This is a genomic window from Cytobacillus sp. FSL R5-0569 (assembly GCF_038007265.1).
GTDB classification, from domain to species: Bacteria; Bacillota; Bacilli; order Bacillales; family Cytobacillaceae; genus Cytobacillus; species Cytobacillus kochii.
Genome location: NZ_JBBOWW010000001.1, coordinates 2,922,379 through 2,943,339, shown reverse-complemented (window position 1 = coordinate 2,943,339; position 20,961 = coordinate 2,922,379). Strand labels below are relative to the sequence as shown.

Sequence of the window (20,961 nt, the reverse complement as noted above, 5' to 3'; positions counted from 1 at the left end):
CTGCTCTTATATCCAAGTAGGGATAAAAAATGGGTGTATCTTTTAAAGTCACTCAAATTAGAAAATAGAGTTGAGCGCCTCGTAAATTGGATTTGGAAGCCAATAATTAGAATCAAGCTGAGCTACTTAAAATGTGAGGGTAAAGTGAGTAGCGTAAATCAATTTAAGCTACTAAAAAAAAGGGCACGAGACAAGATGAGTAGGGTAACTCCAAAATGCGCTACTAAAAAGAGGAGAAGCGACAAGATGAGTAGGGCAAAATCAATATGCGCGACTAAAAGGAGGAGAAGCGACAAGATGAGTAGGGTAAATCAAAATGCGCGACTAAAAAGAGAAGAATCAACAAGATGAGTAGGGTAACCTCAAAATGCGCGACTAAAAAGAGAAGAATCAACAAGATGAGTAGGGTAACCCCAATATGCGCGACTAAAAAGAGAAGAATCAACAAGATGAGTAGGGTAAAATCAAAATGCGCGACTAAAAAGAGAAGAATCAACAAGATAAGTAGGGCAAAATCAAAATGCGCGACTAAAAAGAGAAGAATCAACAAGATAAGTAGGGCAAAATCAAAATGCGCGACTAAAAAGAGAAGAAGCGACAAGATAAGTAGGGCAAAATCAAAATGCGCGACTAAAAAGAGAAGAATCAACAAGATGAGTAGGGTAACCCCAAAATGCGCGACTAAAAAGAGAAGAATCAACAAGATGAGTAGGGTAAAATCAAAATGCGCGACTAAAAAGAGAAGAACCAACAAGATAAGTAGGGCAACCCAATTCCCGCTATAAAAGAGAAGAACCCACAAGATAAATAGCGCAAACCCCGTTTCGTATAAAACCTCCTTTTAGAAGGCCACCATTGCTGTGACGGACCTTGACAAACATTTGAAGGGGATTGATTCCATATGAGAGAATCAGGCTTGAAAGCTTGATAGGGTTAGCCTTTTTTACGGGCTTGTTGAGGTTGCGTGTGGGGGATAACTAACGGTCGTATTTGATTAATGATAGATCATCAAAGCTGTATAAGGTAGATAATCTTAGCAGCATTTAGGAAAAAAACAGAAATGAAGATCGAGCACCAAAATAGACACTCATCTATGAGATTAAGTCATGGTATAAGAATAGCTTTAGGAAGTGAACGATTAACTAGAAAAGAAAGGAGGATGATGAAGTCCTCTATCTCGATAAGTTAGGTTTTATATGTAGCCAGAGGAAGAGGGGGGAGAATCTTTCTTTGTATAACTTTTATATTGCTCAGGGTGAATGATAATGAAAAACCTCCCACAACAATCGAGTGGGAGGTTTACTGCATTATTTATCTTCTTTTAATTCCCTACCCATGCCTTTAAGGAAATGAATACCGAATCCAATAGCGCGATTAATATCAGGGTCATTTAAAACTTTGGCCAATTGCATAATACCAATTTTCTTTTCTTCATGTAAGAAGTTTTTTCCTTCGTCCATGCCTGATACTGCACTTTTAATGAGTTTTGTTGTTTGTTCAGGGTCAGCTTGCATAAGTGCACCAGTTGCACCCATTAATGTGTTAATCAAGTTGGTTACAGGTTCTTTTGTTACTTGACCAAGTGCTACTTTAGCAATTTGTTCTTTCCCTTTTAACATGGAATTGGCTGCATCAAGCATACCTGCTTGTTGTAATTCGCCAATAAGAGCCATGATACTTTGTACTGCTTGATCATTTTCAGTGAGTAATGATTTTAATTCGTTAAGCTTTTGCTCTTGTTCAAGGGCTTCATTTCTCTCACGATGAATTTCAGTAATAGGCGCTGCCATAATGAATCACCTCTCCAATCTTTATTGATCTGTTAAATGAACATAGCCTTCGCGATTCCATTTACGTTGAACTTCCACACCGTTTTGTGGATTGCGTTTTTTATTACGCGGGTTCGTTTTTGGTAATGGTTTGTCGCCGGCTTTGTTATTTAAAATTTCCATACGAACTTTCGTTTGTTTATAAGCCGGTGTACGCGTTCGTTTATCATATAAAGGACCAGTTAAGAAATTGATAGCAGAATCCTTATCAACTGAATTCATTGGTAAGTACAGTTCGTTTTTCTTCACTCGGTCTGTAATTAGAACATTCAATTTAACTGCACCAAATGGAGAGACGAGTCTTACTGTCGAGCCATCTGAAAGTTTTCTTTCTTGTGCTAGTTCTTCTGATACTTCCACAAATACATCTGGTACTTTTGCAGTCAGGCCTCTTGACTTATTGGTCATATTTCCTTCATGGAAGTGTTCAAGCATACGCCCATTATTAATATGGAGGTCATATTCTTCAGGGAAATATGCAGGTTCTGCCCAATCAGATAAGGCGAAACGCGCTTTTTTGTCTGGGAAGTTAAAACCATCTTCATATAACAATGGTGTGCTTGCTCCATCAAGACTTCCCCATAAGAAGCTACCCCAACCTTCTAGTACATCATAGCTTGCTTGAGAGAATAGTGGTGCAAGACTCGCCATTTCAGCAAAGATTTCACTAGGGTGTGTATATGTCCAATTTGCCCCTAGGCGATTAGCTACTTCTTGAATAATCCACCAGTCAGGTTTAGAGTCTCCTAATGTTGGTAACGCTTGGTACAATCTTTGTACACGACGTTCAGTATTTGTAAATGTACCTGTTTTTTCTAGTGATGGTGCGGCAGGTAAAATAACGTCAGCGTATTGAGCTGTGCGAGAGAAGAATATATCCTGAACAACAAAGAAGTCAAGACTAGAAAGTACTTTATCTACATGGTTCGCGTCCGAATCAACAAGTGCCATGTCTTCACCAACAAGGTACATTGCTTTCATTTCATCTTTTTCAATCGCTTGTAACATTTGAATATTATCTAAACCTGGTGTACCTGAGATTTCAACTCCGTAAGCTTTCTCAAACTTCGCACGAGCGATATCATCGGTAATATGTTGATAGCCTGGTAACCAAGTAGGTAAGGTACCCATATCACATGCACCTTGTACATTGTTATGTCCACGCAATGGATAAGCTCCAGCACCTGGGCGACGATAGTTACCTGTTGCTAATAACAGGTTAGAAATAGCAGCTGAAGTATCAGAACCACCAGTATTTTGCGTAACGCCCATACCCCAAAGGACACAAGTACCGTCAGCATCACGAATCATTTCGGCAATTTCGATGATTTGTGATTGTGATAAACCAGTCGTTTCTTCAGCATATGCTAACGTATATTTCTCTAAAACTTCATTAAAATCATCGAAGTAATTGACATTTTCCTTAATAAATTCAGCATCATGCCAACCTTGATCGATCATGTATTTGGTTACAGCCATTAACCAAACTTGGTCTGTTCCTTGTTTCGGACTTATAAATATATCAGAACGTTCAGCCATCTCATTTTTACGCAAGTCTGCGACAATTAACTTTTGACCGTGGTATTTATGGGCTCTTTTTACACGTGTAGCAAGAACAGGGTGACCCTCTGCTGGGTTTGCACCAACAATAATGACAAGACCTGCTTCAGCAATATCTTTAATAGTTCCAGCGTCACCGCCCATACCTACAGTTCTGAATAAGCCATCAGTGGCTGGTGATTGGCAATAACGAGAGCAGTTATCGATATTATTCGTTTCAAATACTTGTCTAGCTAATTTTTGTAATGAATAGCTATCTTCATTTGTAATTTTTGAAGAAGAAATAAAGCCAATTGAATCTTTGCCGAATTCTTCTTTAATACTTCCTAGTTTACTAGCTACAAGGTCTAATGCCTCGTTCCAACTAGCTTCTACAAAGCGACCTTCTTTTCTAATCAATGGTTTTGTAATTCTCTCTTCAGAATTAACAAAATCCCAACCGAATTTACCTTTGACACAAGTGGAAATTGCATTTACTGGTGCATCGTGGCTTGGTTGCACTTTCAAAATTTCACGGTCTTTTGTCCATACTTCAAACGAACAACCTACACCACAGAAAGTACAAACGGTTTTTGTTTTTTCGATTCTTTCTTCACGCATCGCAGCTTCAACTTCTGATACAGCAAAAATCGTGCCATAGTTCGGTTCTACTTCTTTTACAAGGTCAATCATTGGTGTCATGATCTCATCATCAATCTTTGTCATGAAACCTGCATTACCGAGCATTGATTTTTCCATTAAGGCATTACATGGACAAACCGTTACACATTGTCCGCATGAAACACATGACGATTCATCAATGGATACACCTTGGTCCCAAATAACTCTTGGTCTTTCTCTTTCCCAATCAATTGAAAGTGTTTCATTTACTTGTAGACTTTGACAAATCTCAACACATTGTCCACAGGCAATACATTGATTTGGATCATAACGATAGAAAGGATGCGACATATCGACAGCCGATTTATCTTCTTTAGGCGTATAAGGATACTTTTGATGCTCAATCTCTAATAATTCAGCTGTATTATGGACTTTACAGTTGCCGTTATTATTATCACAAACTGTACAATACAGTAAATGGTTTTCTAAAATACGGTCCATTGCTTCTGTTTGTGCCTCTTTGGCACGGTTGGAGCTTAAGCTAACACTCATACCACTTTCTGCTACAGTCGAGCATGAGCGCATAAGTTGACCATTTACTTCTACAATACATGTGTCACATGTTTGTATTGGGTCAACCTCTGGTAAATAACAAATCTGTGGATGTTCAATTTGATTTTGATTAATGATTTGGAGAATGGTTTGCCCCTCATGCCCCTCATAATCCACACCATTAATTGTAATGTTTACATTGGAAGTCAATTTTGTTTCCCCCTTACACTTGATCAAACAATGGTTTAAAGAGAATAAAGTGAGTGTTTCTGCTTAAACCAATAAAAAAACCACCATGTACTATACCGCTTTCAAAAAGCGAGCATAATCCATGGTGGAATAGTTAAATAACAACGCTTGCTATTATACCAATCCATACCATTTTTAGTATGTAGAAAGTACCATTGATAGAGAGACAACATGAAAATATTACCCCTCCAACAATTCCACTAGTTATTATAGCGCTAAAAATTAAATTTAACAATAATGAATTTAATCTTATAACGATTACAGTCCAATAGGGTAATTTTGGTATTGTGAAACAGTGAAGCAATCATCGTGCAATTTTTTTCCTATTTGCAGCCCTTTCATTTTTTTTAAGCATGTACTATGATTATACAATTGAGACAGAATCTTATATAAAGGGGTAAAGAAGATGTCAAAAATGGTGCATGAGTTTAATGATATCATTCGTAAATTAAGAAAAGACTTATTTGGTAAGGGACCGGAGAAAATCCACACAGTGTTTGTAGAGAATATGGCCGTTTCGACTTTATACGGTAATCTCACACCGACAGAACAATTTATTTCTCGTACAGAAGATGGCAAAGAAATGGTGCATTCAGCAAGAACAAAAATGATTCAAGATGTATATGCAGAAGGTACGCCAGAAGGAATGGAAGAATTGGTCGGTGCGACGCTGTTACATTTGTTTTCTGATATTAAAGTGGAAGAGAATATGGCGATATCTGTATTTGTATTCGATAAAAATATCATAGATTCATAGAAAGAGGAGAAAAGATGAAGCAAGTGGAAACGAGTCGTAAAATCATACGAGTGACTGGAAATAAAGTTGAAAAAATGGAAGATACCATTGTTACCGAATATGCAGTAACGGTTAAGCTGAATGGAGAAGAGCTAGTCACAATGGTATGTACACCAGAATATATTGAGGACATGGTGATAGGTTATCTTGCATCAGAAGGTATCATAAGATCTTACAAGCATATTAAAGATATATGGGTACAAGAAAAGGAAGGGTTCGTTCATGTTACAACAGATCGTACAAATCCTTATATACAAAACTTCCAAAATAAAAGATATATTACTTCTTGTTGTGGTATGAGTAGACAAGGCTTTGTTTTTGTTAATGATGCATTAACAGCTAAGAAAATGGAAGATGTTAATATTCGATTAACTGTCAATGAATGTAATCAGTTAATGGAACAATTACAAGCGTCTGCGACTACATTTAAACAAACAGGTGGTGTACATAGCGCTGCGCTTTGTGACAAAAATGGGATATTATTAAGCAGAATGGATATTGGTAGGCATAATGCGCTTGATAAGATATATGGTTATAGTTTAAGAGAGGGCATCAGCATGAAAGGGAAGATTATTGTTTTCACAGGAAGAATCTCCTCAGAAATACTTTTAAAGGTAGCAAAAATTGGTTGTGAAATGATTCTCTCAAAATCTGCACCAACAGAGTTTGCTTTGCGCTCAGCAGAGGAATTAGGAATTACGACTGTTGGATTTATTCGTAATGGCAACATGAATATATATACTTATCCTGAACGAATCCTATTATAAAAAGAAATACTTCGCTACACGAAAAAAATAAAAAATAGTCTAGTAAAATTTTTTGTTTTTTGGTAGCATATAGTTTGCAATGGGTAAATGGAAGTAAGGCAAGCACTGTTTTATTTCTTTTTACAAACAATATAAATATGATGACTGATACTTCTGTAGGGGATTGCAGAAGGGTTAGGCAGCATTCTTTGAAATCCTTTACAAAAGTAAGGGATGTCTGAGTGCTGCCTTTTTTATTTAGGGGGTAGTTAGAATGGGATTTAGTAAACCGCAAGAAATTATGGAACAGACGATTGCAACAGGTGTTGCAAAAACGAAAATACCACTTTTGTCGCTGTTGGTTTTAGGCTTTTTAGGTGGGGCATTTATTGCACTAGGATTTTTATTAGACATTCGTGTTATTGGGAATTTACCGGCAGAGTGGGGAAGTTTCGGATCGTTTTTAGGTGCAGCAGTTTTCCCTTTAGGCCTTGTATTAGTAGTATTGGCTGGGGCTGAATTAATTACAGGTAACATGATGTCAGTTGCGAGTGCTTTGTTCTCAAAGAGAATTAGTCTTGGGCAATTATTGAATAATTGGTTTTGGGTGTTATTATCCAATTTTGTAGGGGCACTGTTTGTTGCTTATTTCTTTGGACATGTCGTTGGATTAACAGAGACAGGTCCATACCTTGATAAAACAGTAGCGATTGCTGGTGCAAAAATTGATGATACATTCTTACAAACATTTGTTTCAGCGATTGGTTGTAACTGGCTCGTATGCCTAGCTGTTTGGTTAGCTTATGGTGCTCATGATTTTGCAGGTAAAATTTTGGCTATTTGGTTCCCGGTTATGGCATTTGTTGCGATTGGATTCCAGCACGTTGTTGCCAACATGTTCGTTATTCCAGCTGCGATTTTTGCAGGTTCGTTTACTTGGGTAGATTTCATTGGCAATATCATACCTGCCTTTTTAGGTAATGTAGTTGGAGGGGCTGTGTTTGTTGGCCTAGCTTACTTTGTCTCTTATAAACCAAAAAATGAAACAAAATCTCAGTTGAAAAAAGCTTCATAATAGAAGCACATTCATCATAGCTTACATAAAATAATCTATTAGAGATATTGGATGTGAGCAAATGCAGCAATATTATTGTGATTATTGTAAAACGCTATATAAAGAACAAGGAGTTTGTCGTGTCTGTGGTCAAATCATTGATAAAACGATTATCATTGATGTGCATAAGCAAGGCAATAAATAAGCAATTATAATTGGTAAAGTTTGCGTAATGCCAAGAGAGCCACTTTAAGATATGATAAAAGGGCACAGCAACTCCTTCAAAACACATCTTTCTGAGCCGAATGAGATAACTCATTCGGCTTTTTTTTATGCAAAAAATGAACGAGAAAGATTAAAAACCAATCAATGCATAAATATCCTTATTAAGGAAAAAATACCCGTACATAGACAGAAAGGGAGTTCCTTATGCCAGCTATTTTATCTATCTCAGAAGTACCCCCATCAAATGAAATTACTCAAAATGAAGTGGTAGCATTTGCACGCCACTTATTTGGGCAATCTTTCAAAGATATCGATCGTTTATTAAAAGTATTCCAAAACGGACAAATTGAAAAACGTCATTTTGCCAAAGAACTAGATTGGTTTAAAGAGGACCATAGCTTTGCTGATAAAAATGATGCCTTCATTGAAACGGGAGTAAAACTTGGGTGTGAGGCGATTGAAAAGTGTTTAACAACGAGGGAGTTTCTAAATCAACCTATTAAGTATCAAGAGATAGATGCGATTTTTACGATTACTAGCTCAGGTTTAGCTACACCATCGCTTGAGGCAAGAATAATGAATCTATTACCCTTTTCTGAGCAAACAAAAAGGATCCCAATATGGGGCTTAGGCTGTGCAGGTGGTGCATCGGGTTTATCAAGGGCTTATGAATATTGCTTAGCTTATCCAAAAGCAAAGGTTTTAGTATTAACAATTGAATTATGCAGTTTAACTTTTCAAAGAAATGATCGCTCTAAGAGTAATCTTGTTGGTACTTCTTTATTTGCTGATGGTGTTGCCTGTGCATTAATCGCTGGTGATGAAAGTGGTTATCAAAAATATCAGAAATTGCCTGCCATCCCCCATATATACGGGACACAATCAACGACAAAAAAGGATTCGCTTGATGTAATGGGTTGGGACGTAAAGGATGATGGTTTATATGTCATATTCTCAAGAGATATTCCCACAATTATTGAAGGCTGGCTGAAGCCAAATGTACAGACATTCTTAAATCAATTCTCATTACAAATAACCGATTTGCAACATTTTATTGCTCATCCAGGTGGAAAAAAAGTGATTGATGCTTATCAAGCGTCTTTACAAATTCCTGCTGAGATGACCGCCACTTCACTTGACGTTCTAAGGGAGTTCGGCAATATGTCATCAAGCACAATATTATATGTTTTGCGAAGGTTTTTTCTCCTTGGAAAAAAGGATGATATAGGTTTGGCAACTGCCTTAGGGCCGGGTTTTAGCTCGGAATTACTTTTATTAAAATGGAGGTGAATTAAATGTTTTTTTATTTTCTTCTATTTGTTATTTCTCAACGGTGTATCGAGTTAATCGTCGCAAGATTCAATGAGGATTGGATGAAAAAAAGAGGTGGCATTGAATTTGGTCAAAGTCATTATCCACTAATCGTTATGGTACATAGTTTGTTTTTTATTGTTTTAACAGTTGAGGTAATTGTGTTCGGTAAAGGATTATCTCCTTATTGGTATTATTTACTGCCGTTATTTATACTCACACAAGTGATAAGAATATGGGCGTTATCTTCCTTAGGGAGGTTCTGGAATACAAAGATTATTGTTTTACCCAAAGCAAAAGTGGTAACTAAAGGACCATACCGTTGGCTAAAGCACCCAAACTATACAGTCGTTGCAATGGAGTTTCTTATTATGCCTCTATTGTTTCAAGCTTACTATACTGCCCTTGTTTTCACTCTGTTAAATTTCTTTATTTTAGCCATTCGTATTCCAGTTGAGGAAGAAGCATTAAAAGCATTAACGAAATATGAAGAAGCGTTTCCTATGAAGAGAGATGAAGAAATAGGAAAAAATTGAAAAAGGTTTATTTTAGTATTGAAAATCATTCTCGATTATGATAAATTATTAATTGAAGATGATACTTATTCTCAATTAATGAAAGGCGTGATACATTTGACAGCTCTTTTTGTGGTTGGCACTATCGCTGTTTATGGTGCAGTAATGAAATATGTGTTGAATGGTGTTACAAAGTCAGAAGCAAAATCTTAAATTAGCGTTTACCCCTTTATTACATATAGGAAGAAGCCTTAGTGAGTGAGGCTTCTTCTTTTTTTTGGTGAAAATACCAATTTTCATAACGAAAGGTTCACTTTACCCCATATTTATAATATATTAATACCTATATAGGAAAAAAGCTTGCGCAATTATAATAGTAGTAAATTGATGTGACAAGGGGATTAATTATGGTTCAAACAGTGGGTAAACAACTTAGTCAAAATGAATTAATTGAAAGAATAGCAGCATTATCATTGTTTTTTGAACAAAATGGAGATAATGTTTCTGCTTCACGAGCAAGAGACCTCGTCTATAAATTACGAGATTCACAATACGCGATTGCATTTTGTGGACATTTCTCTGCGGGTAAATCGAGCATGATCAATAAAATTGTGGGAGAAAACTTACTGCCATCCAGCCCTATCCCAACAAGTGCGAATTTAGTTAAAGTGAAATCTGGAGAGGATTATGCCAAGGTGTATCTTAAGGAAGGGATGCCAAAGCTCTATCCTGCACCTTATGATTATGAAAAAATTAAAAAATATAGTAAAGATGGAGACCTCATTCATACTGTAGAAATTAGCCATTCGGAAACAAATTTGCCAAAAGATACGGTTATTATGGATACACCAGGAATTGATTCAACAGATGATGCGCATAGAATTGCTACTGAGTCGGCTCTACATTTAGCTGATATGGTCTTTTATGTGATGGATTATAATCATGTGCAATCAGAACTCAACTTCTTATTCACTAAAGACTTAACTGCAGCGGGTAAACAAGTATACTTAATTATCAATCAAATAGATAAGCATCGAGAAGAAGAATTAAGTTTTCAACATTTTACTGAAAGTGTAAAGGATTCTTTCGCCTCGTGGGGCGTTCAACCTGAAAGAATCTTCTATACATCGTTGAAGAAACCAGAGTTACCACATAATGATTTTTCTTCTCTTCAGAAGTTCATCTACGAACAAATTGGCCAAAAAGATAGGCTCTTACCACAATCTGTTCTTCACTCATTACAGAAATTAACTGAAGAACATTTTATCTTCTTAGAAGAAAAAGACGCTCATGACATAGCAGCTAATGAGGAAATTTTAGCAGCTCTGCCTGAAGATGAACGAGCGCTCGTATTTGAAAAGATTGAACAATTACAGTCACATAAACAAGCATTGCAGCAAAAAAAATATCAGGCAGAAATTGATTTGAATCATGATATGGAAGATATCTTAAATAATGCTTATTTAATGCCGTTTCAAACGAGAGAATTAGCTGAGAATTATTTAGAATCAATGCAACCTGGCTTTAAAGTGGGCCTATTATTTGCGAAGGCTAAAACTGAACAAGAACGAAGTACAAGGCTAAGTCTTTTATATAACGATTTAAAGGAAAAAGTCCAATCGCAAATTGAATGGCATGTGAAAGAGTTATTCTTAAAAAAATTAAAAGATGATCACATACATCATAATGAGTTACAGTCACAAGCTCAAAACATTAATATCAATATACCAGAAAGCCTGTTAAAGACAGCTATTAAAGAAGGGGCAAGGCTCTCAGGTGATTATGTTTTGCAATATACACGGGATGTGTCTGATGCTGTAAAAAAAGAAACGAAGAAACAAATAATCAACTGGAAAGAGTTGTATTTGAAAGAGTTAGAAGAGTTAGCTAATGAAAAAATTCTCGCAATGAAAGATGAATGGGATGCTTATGCTCGTTTCGGTGAGGCACTTAGTATATTAAAGGAAATTAAAGCAAAACAATCAGAGCAAAAAGCAGAAATTAAGAAACTATTGGCAGGAGAGCTAGACCATAAAAAAGTTTCAGCTTCCGTCCAAGAGTTAATGAGACCAAAGGATGAAGATGTCCAAATTATTCGTGAAGGTGAAGAAGAGTTTGTTGATACTAAACAAGTAGTGAGTACTCATTCAATTGTTGAAAAAGAAATGAACCAAGAAAATAATCATGAAGCTGATATCGAGGCTCTAATTAGTAAGCTCGAGCATACCGCAAAAGAGTTACGAGATATCCCAGGTTTCCACAAAATATCAGCAGAGCTATTAGAGAAAGCTGACCGACTACAATCACGCAGTTTCACTGTTGCTTTGTTTGGTGCCTTTAGTGCTGGAAAATCTTCGTTTGCCAACGCATTAATTGGTGAAAAAATCTTGCCGGTATCGCCAAATCCAACAACTGCTGCCATTAATAAAATTATGCCTGTTACTGCAGAGTACCCTCATGGTACCGTTAAGGTATTTGTAAAAAGTGAAAAAGTCATGTTTGCAGATATTAATCGTTCGCTACAAGTCTTTAATCAACAAGCACAATCATTTACTGAAGCTATAGGGAAGATAGATGTGATTTTAAAAGAGCATCATGATTTTGATGCGCATGAAAAAACGCACTTTGCCTTTCTTGCGGCCTTTGCCAAAGGGTATAATAATTTTCAAGAAAAGCTTGGTAAAGAAGTGATTACAGACCTCACAGAACTAGCAGATTATGTTGCTAAAGAAGAAAAATCATGTTTTGTTGAGATGATTGAAGTATTTTATCAATGTGAATTGACTGACAGAGGCATTACACTCGTTGATACTCCAGGTGCGGATTCCATTAACGCACGTCATACAGGAGTAGCTTTTGACTATATTAAAAACTCAGATGCCATTCTTTTCGTGACGTACTATAATCATGCTTTCTCCAAAGCCGATCGTGAGTTCCTTATACAGTTGGGCCGGGTTAAAGATGCGTTTGAACTTGATAAAATGTTCTTTGTTGTCAACGCTATTGACCTTGCAAGTGATGAAGAAGAGAAAAACGATGTCTTGCAATATGTTCATGATCAGCTCATTCAATACGGCATTAGAAGACCAACCTTACATGGGTTATCGAGTTTACAGGCATTATTCGAAAAACAATCAAGTGAAGAACATTCTTCTGGAATGAAGGATTTTGAAGAAAGTTTCTATCGTTTCATTAATCACGATTTGATGTCACTTTCATTATCTGCTGCTGAACTTGAGTGGAATCGAGTAATGAACCAATTGCGTACATTTATTGAATCTTCTAAAGAAAGTAAAGAAGCAAAGTTAGCAAAAAGAGAACTTCTAACGAATGAACTAGCGATTATTAAAGAGAAGATTGCTAAAGATGATCTTGATTTATTAACTCAAGCATTAAATCAAGAAGCGGACGAACTAGTGTTTTATATCAAACAAAGAGTTTTCTTACGATTTAATGATTTCTTAAAAGAATCTTTTAATCCAGGACAATTAAAAGAGGATGGCCGTGATATGAAAAAAGCGCTCCAAGTAGCTTTAGAGGACTTTTTACAAAGTTTCGGTTTTGACTTTGCCCAAGAATTGCGAGCGACGACCATTCGTCTAGAAGTATTTATAGGAAAGTTATTACAACAAACATACGAGAAACGAAGTAACCAAGTAAACCAATTGAATCGCGATGTAACCTTTAGTCGTCCAGAAAATCCTTCTTTTGAAGGGGTGAATTTTGAGTCTGCTTTCAGTAACGTGGATCGCACTACATTTAAAAAAGCAATGAGTTATTTTAAAAACCCTAAGAACTTCTTTGAGAAGAATGAAAGAAAATTACTAGCAGAAAGTCTTGAGGAAAGCTTGCAAGAACCAACAGATGTATATTTACAAGAATCATCTAAACAACTCAAAGATTATTATGATGAGAAACTTTCAGCCGTTTATCAACAACTACTGTCTGATTTAATTGCTGAATCAGAAGAGTATTATAAAGGGTTGTTAGCAACATTATCTCAAGACTTCCCAATTGAACAGTTAGTTGCAACAGAAGAACGTCTGAGGGCCTATTAAGGCATTGGAGGTGACATGCTTGAAAGATGTAAATACCTTTCATGTATGTGCAACTTGTATAAACTTCTTAGCCGTTAAAAATGAAAATGGAATGAGATATTTTTGTGAACGTTTAGGTTATGAAACGAAGCCTAATTACAAGTTTAATTGCTGGGAGCCTAAGGATCATGTGAAAAGACTCATTGAAAAAAGAAAGGGTGACGGGGATGAACAGCTTAGTTAACGTAGAATGGCTCTTCCAACATCTAAATGATGTGAGAGTAATTGATTGTAGATTTAACCTCGCTAATCCTGAAGAAGGATTTGAGCAGTATCGCACCGGTCATATTCCCGGCGCTGTTTATTTTCACCTAGAACAAGATCTATCATCAAAAGTAGAAAAGCATGGGGGTAGACATCCACTGCCTTTAACAGAGCAATTTGTCGAAAAGGCAGAAGCGGTCGGTTTAACGAATGATACAAAAATTGTCGTTTATGACAACGGGAAAGGGTCATTTGCTGCTCGTTGTTGGTGGGTGTTTCACTATTTTGGTCATGAGAAAGTATATATTTTAGATGGCGGCTTTAAAGAATGGCTAGCTTCAGGTCATCCTACTGAAAGCAAGGTTCAGTCATTTGGACGCGGTGAATTCACAGCAACCATTCAAACGGACATGGTTGCCGATTACAAACAAGTAAAAGAAGCAATTGAGCATCCGAATAATGAAGTGGTGTTAATTGATTCAAGAGAAGAAAAGAGATATCTCGGTTTGATTGAACCGATTGATAAGAAAGCAGGTCATATACCTGGAGCAATGAATAAAGTTTGGATGGACACTCTAAGTGAAGGCAAGTTTAAATCAATTGATGAGCAAAAGCAACGGTTTTCAGAAATTGAGAAAGACAAGCATATTATAGTTTATTGTGGTTCAGGGATTACGGCCTCCCCCAATTATTTAGCATTAAAAGAAGCAGGTTACAAAAATGTAAAGCTCTATCCTGGTAGCTTTAGTGACTGGATTTCTTATGAGGAGCATTCGGTTGCAACGAAAGAGAAATAATTTTATAGGAAAACCGAACTCTTTGTCACCTTAACTGGTTGCGATGACAACGGATTTTCCTCTTTTTTTTGCAGCAATAAATCAGTTACAGAGCGAAAACCATACATTTTTTATATCTATGTTATAATAATGATACTTTAGATGGAGGAGGAACAACTTTGAACGAAAATCAACAACTACAAAACCCGCGATTCCTTCTTGTAGATGGGATGGCTTTATTATTTCGAGCTTATTTTGCAACAGCTGTAACTGGTCAATTTATGTATAACTCTAAAGGAACGCCAACGAATGGCATATATGGATTTATGAAGCATTTCTTAATGGGTGTGAACCATTTTAACCCTAGCCATGTTGCCGTTTGTTGGGATATGGGCAGTAAAACATTCAGAACAGATATGTATAACGGGTATAAATCAAATCGACCGGAAGCACCGATTGAATTGGTCCCACAATTTGAGCTGGCGAAAGATATGGTAGCGAGCTTTGATATTCCAAATATCGGTGTTACAGGTTATGAAGCAGATGATTGTATCGGCACGCTTTCACAGGTTTTAAAAGAAGAAGCAGAGGTTGTGATTCTTACAGGGGATCGTGATATTTTACAGGTATTAGATAAGAATGTATCGGTTGCCCTTTTGAAAAAGGGGATGGGTAATTATGAAGTCCACACACCAGATAGCTTTTATGAAGAGAAAGGGATACAACCAAGGCAGTTAATCGATTTAAAAGCATTTATGGGTGACCCAAGCGATAATTATCCTGGGGTAAAGGGGATTGGTGAGAAGACTGCACTAAAACTCTTACAAACATACGAGCACATAGAAGGCGTATTAGAGAACATTGAAGCACTAACAAAAGGGCAAAAAACTAAAATCGAGCAAGATTTGGACATGCTACATTTAAGCAGACAATTAGCAGAAATTAAATGTGATGTTCCTGTTGAATGTACTTTAGTAGAAGCTGAATGGAAATATAACGTAAATAAAGTTAATCAGAAGCTAGAAGAAATTGAACTAAGAGGTATTGCTAAATTACTGCGTCATCCTGCAGTGATATAACGTTTAAGTCATTGGGAATGGTCATTCCTGATGGCTTTTTTTTGTTATACTAAATTACGTTTTCCCCAACTACACCTTCCAGTTCATCGTATATTGCACTTCCTCTCAATAAATTTACCAAAATTATTATAGCAAGTATTTAGGGAACTAACACAAAATGTATGATAGATCATTCATTAAAAGGAGACGTTATGATGAATTATAATGCTGGAGATATTGTTTATGTATTTTATCGTAATCCGCATACACAAGATGTAGCTAATATTCAGGCTGCTGCTGTCGTCAATAACCCAGAGCGACCAGGTGAGTTAGCATTGTTTTTATATGAAAATTATTATCCATTAACAGAGGAAGTGGCTGTTTTCTCAAATGAAGCAGAAGCATATGAAACATATGGAAACTATTTTGATGATACCCTTCAAGGAGGGATAGACGATTGAAGCCATTCGAGCCAAAACTTGTTTATTTTGAACCGAACGCGCTGGATTATCCACTTGGCCAACAATTAAAGAAGCGGTTTGAAAATACTGATGTAGAAATTAGATATACAACATCCCATAATCAAGTCAGAAATTTACCAGGGGACAATGATTTTCAAAAATATCGTGTTGCTAAATCTACGTTAGTTGTCGGTATAAGGAAAACGTTAAAGTTTGATACATCAAAGCCCTCAGCAGAATATGCGATTCCATTCGCGACTGGATGTATGGGACATTGCCATTATTGTTATCTACAAACAACAATGGGAAGTAAACCTTATATTCGCACATATGTAAATGTAGACGAGATTCTAACTGCTGCTGATGAATATATGGCGGAAAGAGCACCAGAAATAACAAGATTTGAAGCATCTTGTACATCTGATATTGTTGGCATTGACCATATTACTCACACATTAAAAAGAGCGATTGAACATTTTGGGCAATCAGAATATGGTAAATTGCGGTTTGTGACAAAGTTTCATCATGTCGATCATTTATTAGATGCGAACCATAATGGTAAAACACGTTTTCGCTTTAGTGTGAATGCTGATTATGTAATTAAGTTTTTTGAACCTGGAACATCAAGATTGAAAGATCGTATAGCAGCTGCTGGCAAAGTGGCGAGAGCTGGTTATCCACTCGGGTTTATTGTGGCACCTATTTATTTACATGACGGTTGGCAACAAGGATATTATGAAATGTTTGAACGGTTAGAAGCCGAGTTGCCAATTGAAGCAAAAAAAGATTTAACTTTTGAATTTATTCAACATCGTTTTACTAAGCCGGCGAAACGAGTAATTGAAAAAAACTATCCAATGACAAAACTTGAACTAGATGAGGAAAAAAGACGATATAAATGGGGAAAGTATGGAATTGGAAAATATGTTTATAAAAAAGAAGAAGAGGAAGATATAAAGGAGACGCTCTATCAATATATGGTAAAATTCTTTCCTGAAGCAAAGTTAGAATACTTCACTTAATATTGTAGAAACTTGTCGGAAAATAAGCTAAAATATAGGTATTGAGTAGGAGAAAAAGAGGGGACTGGCGCGACCATTGAAATCGTTAGAAGAATATTTATGCCATTTGGAAGGTAAAGGATTTCAGCTTGAAGAAGATAGTATAGGCTTTATATACTTCGGTAAACATTACACAAATGCACCAGATGAATTAGTTAATACAGCAATAGAGATGACATTAAAGGCGCAAAAATCATTTGATGGCAGTTTTTATTTATCACTGTTAGAGCGTTTTATGGGAAATAATATACCGAACCGCAAGGAAGCAATTAACTATATGAAAACGAGTTTGCATATATCTATTTAAAAAATAAAAAATGAACAAGCATGATGTAGAGGCTGAACTGCGCCCCAAATTTTAGACATATGAGCTAACAATTGGAGGTACAGTTCATTTTTTTTCGATTGAATTCTCAGTAAAACGATTTTTTTTGCGGCCACTCAGCTAATATCATACCAAGTAGAATGAATAGGCAACCAAACATGGCGATGATCGATAAACGGTCTCCAGCAAAGATATAGCCTGTCAGTGCAGCGAAAACAGGCTCCATTGCAAATATAACAGCGACTCTTGTTGGAGAGGTGAATTGCTGGAAGTGTGTTTGTGCTAAAAAGGCCAGCCCTGTAGCAAAAATACTTGTAATGAGTAAGGCGAATATAACCTCTTGCCTGAATAATAATTCACTATCGTAAGACCATCCCTCATAGACAAAACCTGATAAAATAGAGAGTAAACCCACAGTTGTTACTTGTATAATAGTTAAAATAATAGCTGAATGAGCCTGTGCAAATAAATTTGTTAATATAATATGGAAAGCAAAGCCTAATGCACAAATGAATACAAAACCATCACCTTTATTAAATGCAGAGATATCTTGTGCTGTTAGTAAGTAAAGTCCTAAGGTAGCGACAAATACGCCAATAAAAGCATTACGAGTAATCTTTATGTTTAATATAAAAATTGATAATATAGGCACAAGAATCACACTCAAACCAGTAATAAAACCTGCTTTACTTGAAGAAGTATAATGAAGCCCAATTGTCTGAAATGTATAGGCGATAAAGAGACATAAACCTAACAAGATACCTGCCATTAGTGTACGTTTAGTTAGTCTTTCCCACTGCTTCCTATAAAAAATAATCGCCATTATTGTTAAGAAAAATGCAGCAATAAGAAAGCGGATACCATTAAATGAAAAGGCGCTAAGAGATTGGAGAGCATTTTGTACAAGAACAAAAGTAGTTCCCCAAATGAACGCGACAAGTAGAAGAGAGAAGTCTGCCGTTTTAGTTGACTGCCACATTATTTTTTATTTCTTCGAATAGCCGCTCTTGCCAATTCGTCCGCAGGTTTATTTTGTATACTTGGTATCCACTTCATAAAGAAAAGGTCGAACTGCTTACTTAATTCAAGTGCTTCATCAAGAAGTGGAGCAAACTTTTTATTACGGGCAAATTCCTTTTCAATACTCGCATTTACCACTTGTGAATCCGTGCGAAAGGAAACGGTTCGATAATTATTTTCTATGCAAATTCTTAATGCTAAAATCAATGCTTGAAACTCCGCTTCATGGTTCTCCATATTTCCAAGTGGAATACTATGCCTCTCTACAATTCCGTTCGCTTTTATAAATATTCCTGCACCACTCGGACCAGGATTACCAGCACTTGCACCGTCTATATATACTTCAATCAATGCAATTCCTCCTTTTGTGATAAAATAGTGGGAGTTCTTTGTAATGCGATGAAGGAGAAATGTTCATAATAATCGTATAACATTAAAGAGATATTTTGCTACAGAAAGACATATGATGAAAAATACAAACTACAAGTAAGTGTAGCATACAAGCACCTTATTTTTGAATCATCATTTTATTAAAAGGCGTGTTAAAATAAATGAAATATCAATTGATTGCAGCTTATAAACTAAAAAATAACGAAAGCTATTTATTTTCTTCCGAATGGTTAGATGGTGAGTCTGCTCTTGATATGGGAGAAGAGTTTTCTCATCATCCTAAATGGACAGAAATAAAGTGTTTGGATGAAAACGGTACATCTTGGACCATAAAAGAATTAAATAAGCTATTAGAAGAAGTAGAGGAAGAACCGCATGATTTAGTGATTTATTTTGATGGTGGCTTTCATGACGAAACGAAGACCTCAGGCTTAGGTGCTGTTATCTACTATCGACAAGGAAAGAAAAAGTATCGTATAAGAGCCAATGAATGTTTTCACGAGTTAGAATCAAATAATGAAGCGGAATATGCTGCCCTTTTCTTTGCTCTTTCACAATTAGAAGAATTAAATGTCAGTCGGCAGAGTTGTGAAATAAGAGGAGATGCAAAAGGACTATTAATGCAATTAGCTGGCGAATGGCCTTGTTATGAGAAAGTATTAAATGATTGGTTAGATCGGATTGAGGAAAAGCTGAGCCTATTATCATTAAATGTAACGTACACTCCTATTGTAAGAAAAGATAATCAGGAAGCACATAAGTTAGCGACACAAAGTTTAAACGGGAAAAGAATCTATAGTAAAATGCAGTTGTTATAGGAAGGAAGGTTTATTGTGGATGAGAAAAAGAAATTAGTAAAAGAGGTTGATCAAGTCATTGATTTTTATTGTGAGGATTGTTTCTTATACAAATATCATCGTAAAGAATATGGACGAAACTTTGCTCACCGATTTTGTATAACCAAATGTACTGTGGGAGAAAAAATCCAAAGTATTGGCAAAAATTTTACATAATAAAAGGCTGGCAATTTTGCCAGCCTTGATTATATACAGATTAAAGTTTTACAACGTTAGCAGCTTGAGGTCCGCGGTTACCTTCAACGATTTCGAAAGAAACTTCTTGACCTTCTTCTAAAGATTTGAAGCCTTCGCCAGTGATAGCTGTGAAATGTACGAATACATCGTCTCCACCTTCAACTTCGATGAAACCGAAACCTTTTTCATTGTTAAACCATTTTACTTTACCGTTTTGCATGTGAACTTTTCCTCCTAAAACTTTGAAGGCTCCAAGCCTTCAGAAAAAATTTTCATCCAACATAAACATACTGCAATATTATCATGGAATATAGGAAATATATTCTGTTAAATGATGTATTAAATATACAATACTAATCGAATTCCGTCAAGAAATCTGAAAGTTTTTTCTTTAAAATATTGTAAAAATTTCAGTTTTTTCTCCAGGGTGTGGAGTGGCGCTACTAAGTTGGGTTATCAAATGGATATTTTGGTGATAGAAGTAGCTTTATTTAGAAGAATATAACCATCCTAAATGATTGGTTCAAAGTAAGAATGACAAGCTTAGATACATGTTTTTCTATTATGGTTATTAGGAAGAAAGTGTCATAATTAATCGCGGCATTCATATGATAGGTAAATCAATCAAAGAAGGTGGCCATATGTATCGTTTTCGCATCAATGAGAGGGAGTGGATTTTGCGTTTTGCTATTAATGTGGATGCTGATGATATAGAAAAGAATATTATTTTTCAATCGATTGTTAAAATGGGACATGAGATTTTACACTATAATCATGGGGATTCCTTTATTTTATTTGACAAAGATATCGGTGCGATCATTTTTTCAATTGAGACGATCCCATCATATATCCTCACCGTTGCTAACATTATAAATGAAGTCGATTGGTTCCAAATAAAAAATAGCATCGTTTCGAGGAAAAAAGATCAGCATTAGTGATTCTTTAGTCTCTTATGAGAAAAAAATGGTTCCTGAAGTTGATAAACGAACCTTAGTTTGATGCAGTTTATAATAGAAATTGAGAAACCCGCTGTTTGCGGGTTTTTTCTGTTTTGTCATGTTTACTTATTGACGGTTTTTTCACCATGAGTTAAAATGT

At 36.0% G+C, this 20,961-nt stretch carries 22 protein-coding genes; 16 read left to right on the top strand and 6 right to left on the bottom strand.

Annotated elements, in window-relative coordinates; all coding sequences use genetic code 11:
* Positions 1–274 precede the first annotated feature (274 nt).
* The 3 genes from MKX78_RS14900 to fdhF form a co-directional block, all read right to left on the bottom strand.
* A complete protein-coding gene (locus MKX78_RS14900; protein ID WP_307313114.1) occupies positions 275–754 on the bottom strand; it encodes a hypothetical protein in 480 nt (159 codons plus the stop codon).
* 553 nt (positions 755–1,307) lie between these two features.
* Positions 1,308–1,790 carry a DUF1641 domain-containing protein gene (locus MKX78_RS14895; protein ID WP_095372818.1) on the bottom strand — a complete coding sequence of 161 codons (483 nt, stop codon included), beginning with the start codon at positions 1,788–1,790 and terminating at the stop codon, positions 1,308–1,310.
* 21 nt (positions 1,791–1,811) lie between these two features.
* Positions 1,812–4,751 (bottom strand): formate dehydrogenase subunit alpha, encoded by a 2,940-nt coding sequence (fdhF, locus tag MKX78_RS14890; protein WP_095372819.1) that lies wholly within the window; start codon positions 4,749–4,751, stop codon positions 1,812–1,814.
* Between the two features lie 445 nt (positions 4,752–5,196).
* Between fdhF and MKX78_RS14885 the strand changes: the two genes are divergently transcribed.
* The 13 genes from MKX78_RS14885 to MKX78_RS14825 all read left to right on the top strand — a co-directional run bounded on the left by MKX78_RS14885 (position 5,197) and on the right by MKX78_RS14825 (position 17,401).
* The gene (locus MKX78_RS14885; RefSeq protein WP_095372820.1) at positions 5,197–5,547 is read left to right on the top strand and encodes a DUF2294 domain-containing protein; all 351 of its coding nucleotides are present in this window, start codon (positions 5,197–5,199) and stop codon (positions 5,545–5,547) included.
* Between the two features lie 14 nt (positions 5,548–5,561).
* A complete protein-coding gene (fdhD, locus tag MKX78_RS14880; RefSeq protein ID WP_095372821.1) occupies positions 5,562–6,353 on the top strand; it encodes a formate dehydrogenase accessory sulfurtransferase FdhD in 792 nt (263 codons plus the stop codon).
* Positions 6,354–6,606: 253 nt separating this feature from the next.
* Positions 6,607–7,407, top strand: a complete 801-nt coding sequence (locus MKX78_RS14875; RefSeq protein WP_095372822.1) for a formate/nitrite transporter family protein — start codon at positions 6,607–6,609, stop codon at positions 7,405–7,407.
* A 408-nt stretch (positions 7,408–7,815) separates the two neighbouring features.
* Positions 7,816–8,901 (top strand): type III polyketide synthase, encoded by a 1,086-nt coding sequence (locus MKX78_RS14870; RefSeq protein WP_095372823.1) that lies wholly within the window; start codon positions 7,816–7,818, stop codon positions 8,899–8,901.
* A gap of 5 nt (positions 8,902–8,906) precedes the next feature.
* Complete coding sequence (locus tag MKX78_RS14865) at positions 8,907–9,458, top strand: isoprenylcysteine carboxyl methyltransferase family protein (RefSeq protein ID WP_307313127.1); 552 nt, start codon at positions 8,907–8,909, stop codon at positions 9,456–9,458.
* An 18-nt stretch (positions 9,459–9,476) separates the two neighbouring features.
* Positions 9,477–9,650: a hypothetical protein gene (locus MKX78_RS14860; RefSeq protein WP_157733949.1), complete on the top strand. Its 174-nt coding sequence runs from the start codon at positions 9,477–9,479 to the stop codon at positions 9,648–9,650.
* A gap of 194 nt (positions 9,651–9,844) precedes the next feature.
* Positions 9,845–13,495 carry a dynamin family protein gene (locus tag MKX78_RS14855; RefSeq protein WP_307313129.1) on the top strand — a complete coding sequence of 1,217 codons (3,651 nt, stop codon included), beginning with the start codon at positions 9,845–9,847 and terminating at the stop codon, positions 13,493–13,495.
* A 19-nt stretch (positions 13,496–13,514) separates the two neighbouring features.
* Positions 13,515–13,718 (top strand): hypothetical protein, encoded by a 204-nt coding sequence (locus MKX78_RS14850; protein WP_095372826.1) that lies wholly within the window; start codon positions 13,515–13,517, stop codon positions 13,716–13,718.
* On the top strand, positions 13,702–14,535 hold the full coding sequence (locus MKX78_RS14845) for a sulfurtransferase (protein WP_307313133.1): 834 nt from the start codon (positions 13,702–13,704) through the stop codon (positions 14,533–14,535). The genes MKX78_RS14850 and MKX78_RS14845 overlap by 17 nt, the downstream gene beginning before the upstream one ends.
* A 158-nt stretch (positions 14,536–14,693) precedes the next feature.
* Entirely contained in the window at positions 14,694–15,593 is a 900-nt protein-coding gene (locus tag MKX78_RS14840; RefSeq protein WP_307313135.1) for a 5'-3' exonuclease, read from the top strand.
* A gap of 191 nt (positions 15,594–15,784) precedes the next feature.
* Positions 15,785–16,033, top strand: a complete 249-nt coding sequence (locus MKX78_RS14835) for a transcriptional regulator SplA domain-containing protein (protein ID WP_095372828.1) — start codon at positions 15,785–15,787, stop codon at positions 16,031–16,033.
* Complete coding sequence (gene splB, locus MKX78_RS14830) at positions 16,030–17,055, top strand: spore photoproduct lyase (protein WP_095372829.1); 1,026 nt, start codon at positions 16,030–16,032, stop codon at positions 17,053–17,055. Before MKX78_RS14835 ends, splB begins: the two co-directional genes overlap by 4 nt.
* 76 nt (positions 17,056–17,131) lie before the next feature.
* The gene (locus MKX78_RS14825; RefSeq protein WP_191811007.1) at positions 17,132–17,401 is read left to right on the top strand and encodes a DUF6123 family protein; all 270 of its coding nucleotides are present in this window, start codon (positions 17,132–17,134) and stop codon (positions 17,399–17,401) included.
* A gap of 106 nt (positions 17,402–17,507) precedes the next feature.
* On the opposite strand, the gene MKX78_RS14820 is transcribed toward MKX78_RS14825, so the two are convergent.
* Positions 17,508–18,398 carry a DMT family transporter gene (locus MKX78_RS14820; protein WP_095372831.1) on the bottom strand — a complete coding sequence of 297 codons (891 nt, stop codon included), beginning with the start codon at positions 18,396–18,398 and terminating at the stop codon, positions 17,508–17,510.
* On the bottom strand, positions 18,398–18,790 hold the full coding sequence (locus MKX78_RS14815) for a reverse transcriptase-like protein (protein WP_095372832.1): 393 nt from the start codon (positions 18,788–18,790) through the stop codon (positions 18,398–18,400). The genes MKX78_RS14820 and MKX78_RS14815 overlap by 1 nt, the downstream gene beginning before the upstream one ends.
* Before the next feature lie 200 nt (positions 18,791–18,990).
* On the opposite strand from MKX78_RS14815, the gene MKX78_RS14810 reads away from it, so the two are divergent.
* Together MKX78_RS14810 and MKX78_RS14805 are read left to right on the top strand one after the other, a co-directional pair.
* Positions 18,991–19,647 (top strand): reverse transcriptase-like protein, encoded by a 657-nt coding sequence (locus tag MKX78_RS14810; RefSeq protein WP_095372833.1) that lies wholly within the window; start codon positions 18,991–18,993, stop codon positions 19,645–19,647.
* 15 nt (positions 19,648–19,662) lie between these two features.
* Positions 19,663–19,842 (top strand): zinc-finger domain-containing protein, encoded by a 180-nt coding sequence (locus MKX78_RS14805; protein WP_095372834.1) that lies wholly within the window; start codon positions 19,663–19,665, stop codon positions 19,840–19,842.
* Positions 19,843–19,882: 40 nt separating this feature from the next.
* Here MKX78_RS14805 and cspD read toward each other — a convergent pair whose 3' ends face one another.
* Positions 19,883–20,083, bottom strand: coding sequence for a cold-shock protein CspD (gene cspD / locus MKX78_RS14800; protein ID WP_053476725.1), 201 nt, complete (start codon positions 20,081–20,083; stop codon positions 19,883–19,885).
* A 421-nt stretch (positions 20,084–20,504) separates the two neighbouring features.
* Here cspD and MKX78_RS14795 point away from each other — a divergent pair, with 421 nt between their 5' ends.
* Positions 20,505–20,798, top strand: coding sequence for a hypothetical protein (locus MKX78_RS14795; protein WP_341051502.1), 294 nt, complete (start codon positions 20,505–20,507; stop codon positions 20,796–20,798).
* The last annotated feature ends 163 nt before the right edge of the window (positions 20,799–20,961 follow it).

Bases quoted from the DNA above. Each gene is read 5' to 3' on its own strand.
- MKX78_RS14835 (WP_095372828.1), top strand. From the start codon at position 15,785: ATGATGAATTATAATGCTGGAGATATTGTTTATGTATTTTATCGTAAT.
- MKX78_RS14810 (WP_095372833.1), top strand. From the start codon at position 18,991: ATGAAATATCAATTGATTGCAGCTTATAAACTAAAAAATAACGAAAGC.
- MKX78_RS14875 (WP_095372822.1), top strand. From the start codon at position 6,607: ATGGGATTTAGTAAACCGCAAGAAATTATGGAACAGACGATTGCAACA.
- MKX78_RS14845 (WP_307313133.1), top strand. From the start codon at position 13,702: ATGAACAGCTTAGTTAACGTAGAATGGCTCTTCCAACATCTAAATGAT.
- MKX78_RS14820 (WP_095372831.1), bottom strand. From the start codon at position 18,398: ATGTGGCAGTCAACTAAAACGGCAGACTTCTCTCTTCTACTTGTCGCG.
- cspD (WP_053476725.1), bottom strand. From the start codon at position 20,083: ATGCAAAACGGTAAAGTAAAATGGTTTAACAATGAAAAAGGTTTCGGT.
- MKX78_RS14870 (WP_095372823.1), top strand. From the start codon at position 7,816: ATGCCAGCTATTTTATCTATCTCAGAAGTACCCCCATCAAATGAAATT.
- MKX78_RS14895 (WP_095372818.1), bottom strand. From the start codon at position 1,790: ATGGCAGCGCCTATTACTGAAATTCATCGTGAGAGAAATGAAGCCCTT.
- MKX78_RS14795 (WP_341051502.1), top strand. From the start codon at position 20,505: ATGTATCGTTTTCGCATCAATGAGAGGGAGTGGATTTTGCGTTTTGCT.
- fdhD (WP_095372821.1), top strand. From the start codon at position 5,562: ATGAAGCAAGTGGAAACGAGTCGTAAAATCATACGAGTGACTGGAAAT.
- MKX78_RS14865 (WP_307313127.1), top strand. From the start codon at position 8,907: ATGTTTTTTTATTTTCTTCTATTTGTTATTTCTCAACGGTGTATCGAG.
- MKX78_RS14885 (WP_095372820.1), top strand. From the start codon at position 5,197: ATGTCAAAAATGGTGCATGAGTTTAATGATATCATTCGTAAATTAAGA.
- MKX78_RS14855 (WP_307313129.1), top strand. From the start codon at position 9,845: ATGGTTCAAACAGTGGGTAAACAACTTAGTCAAAATGAATTAATTGAA.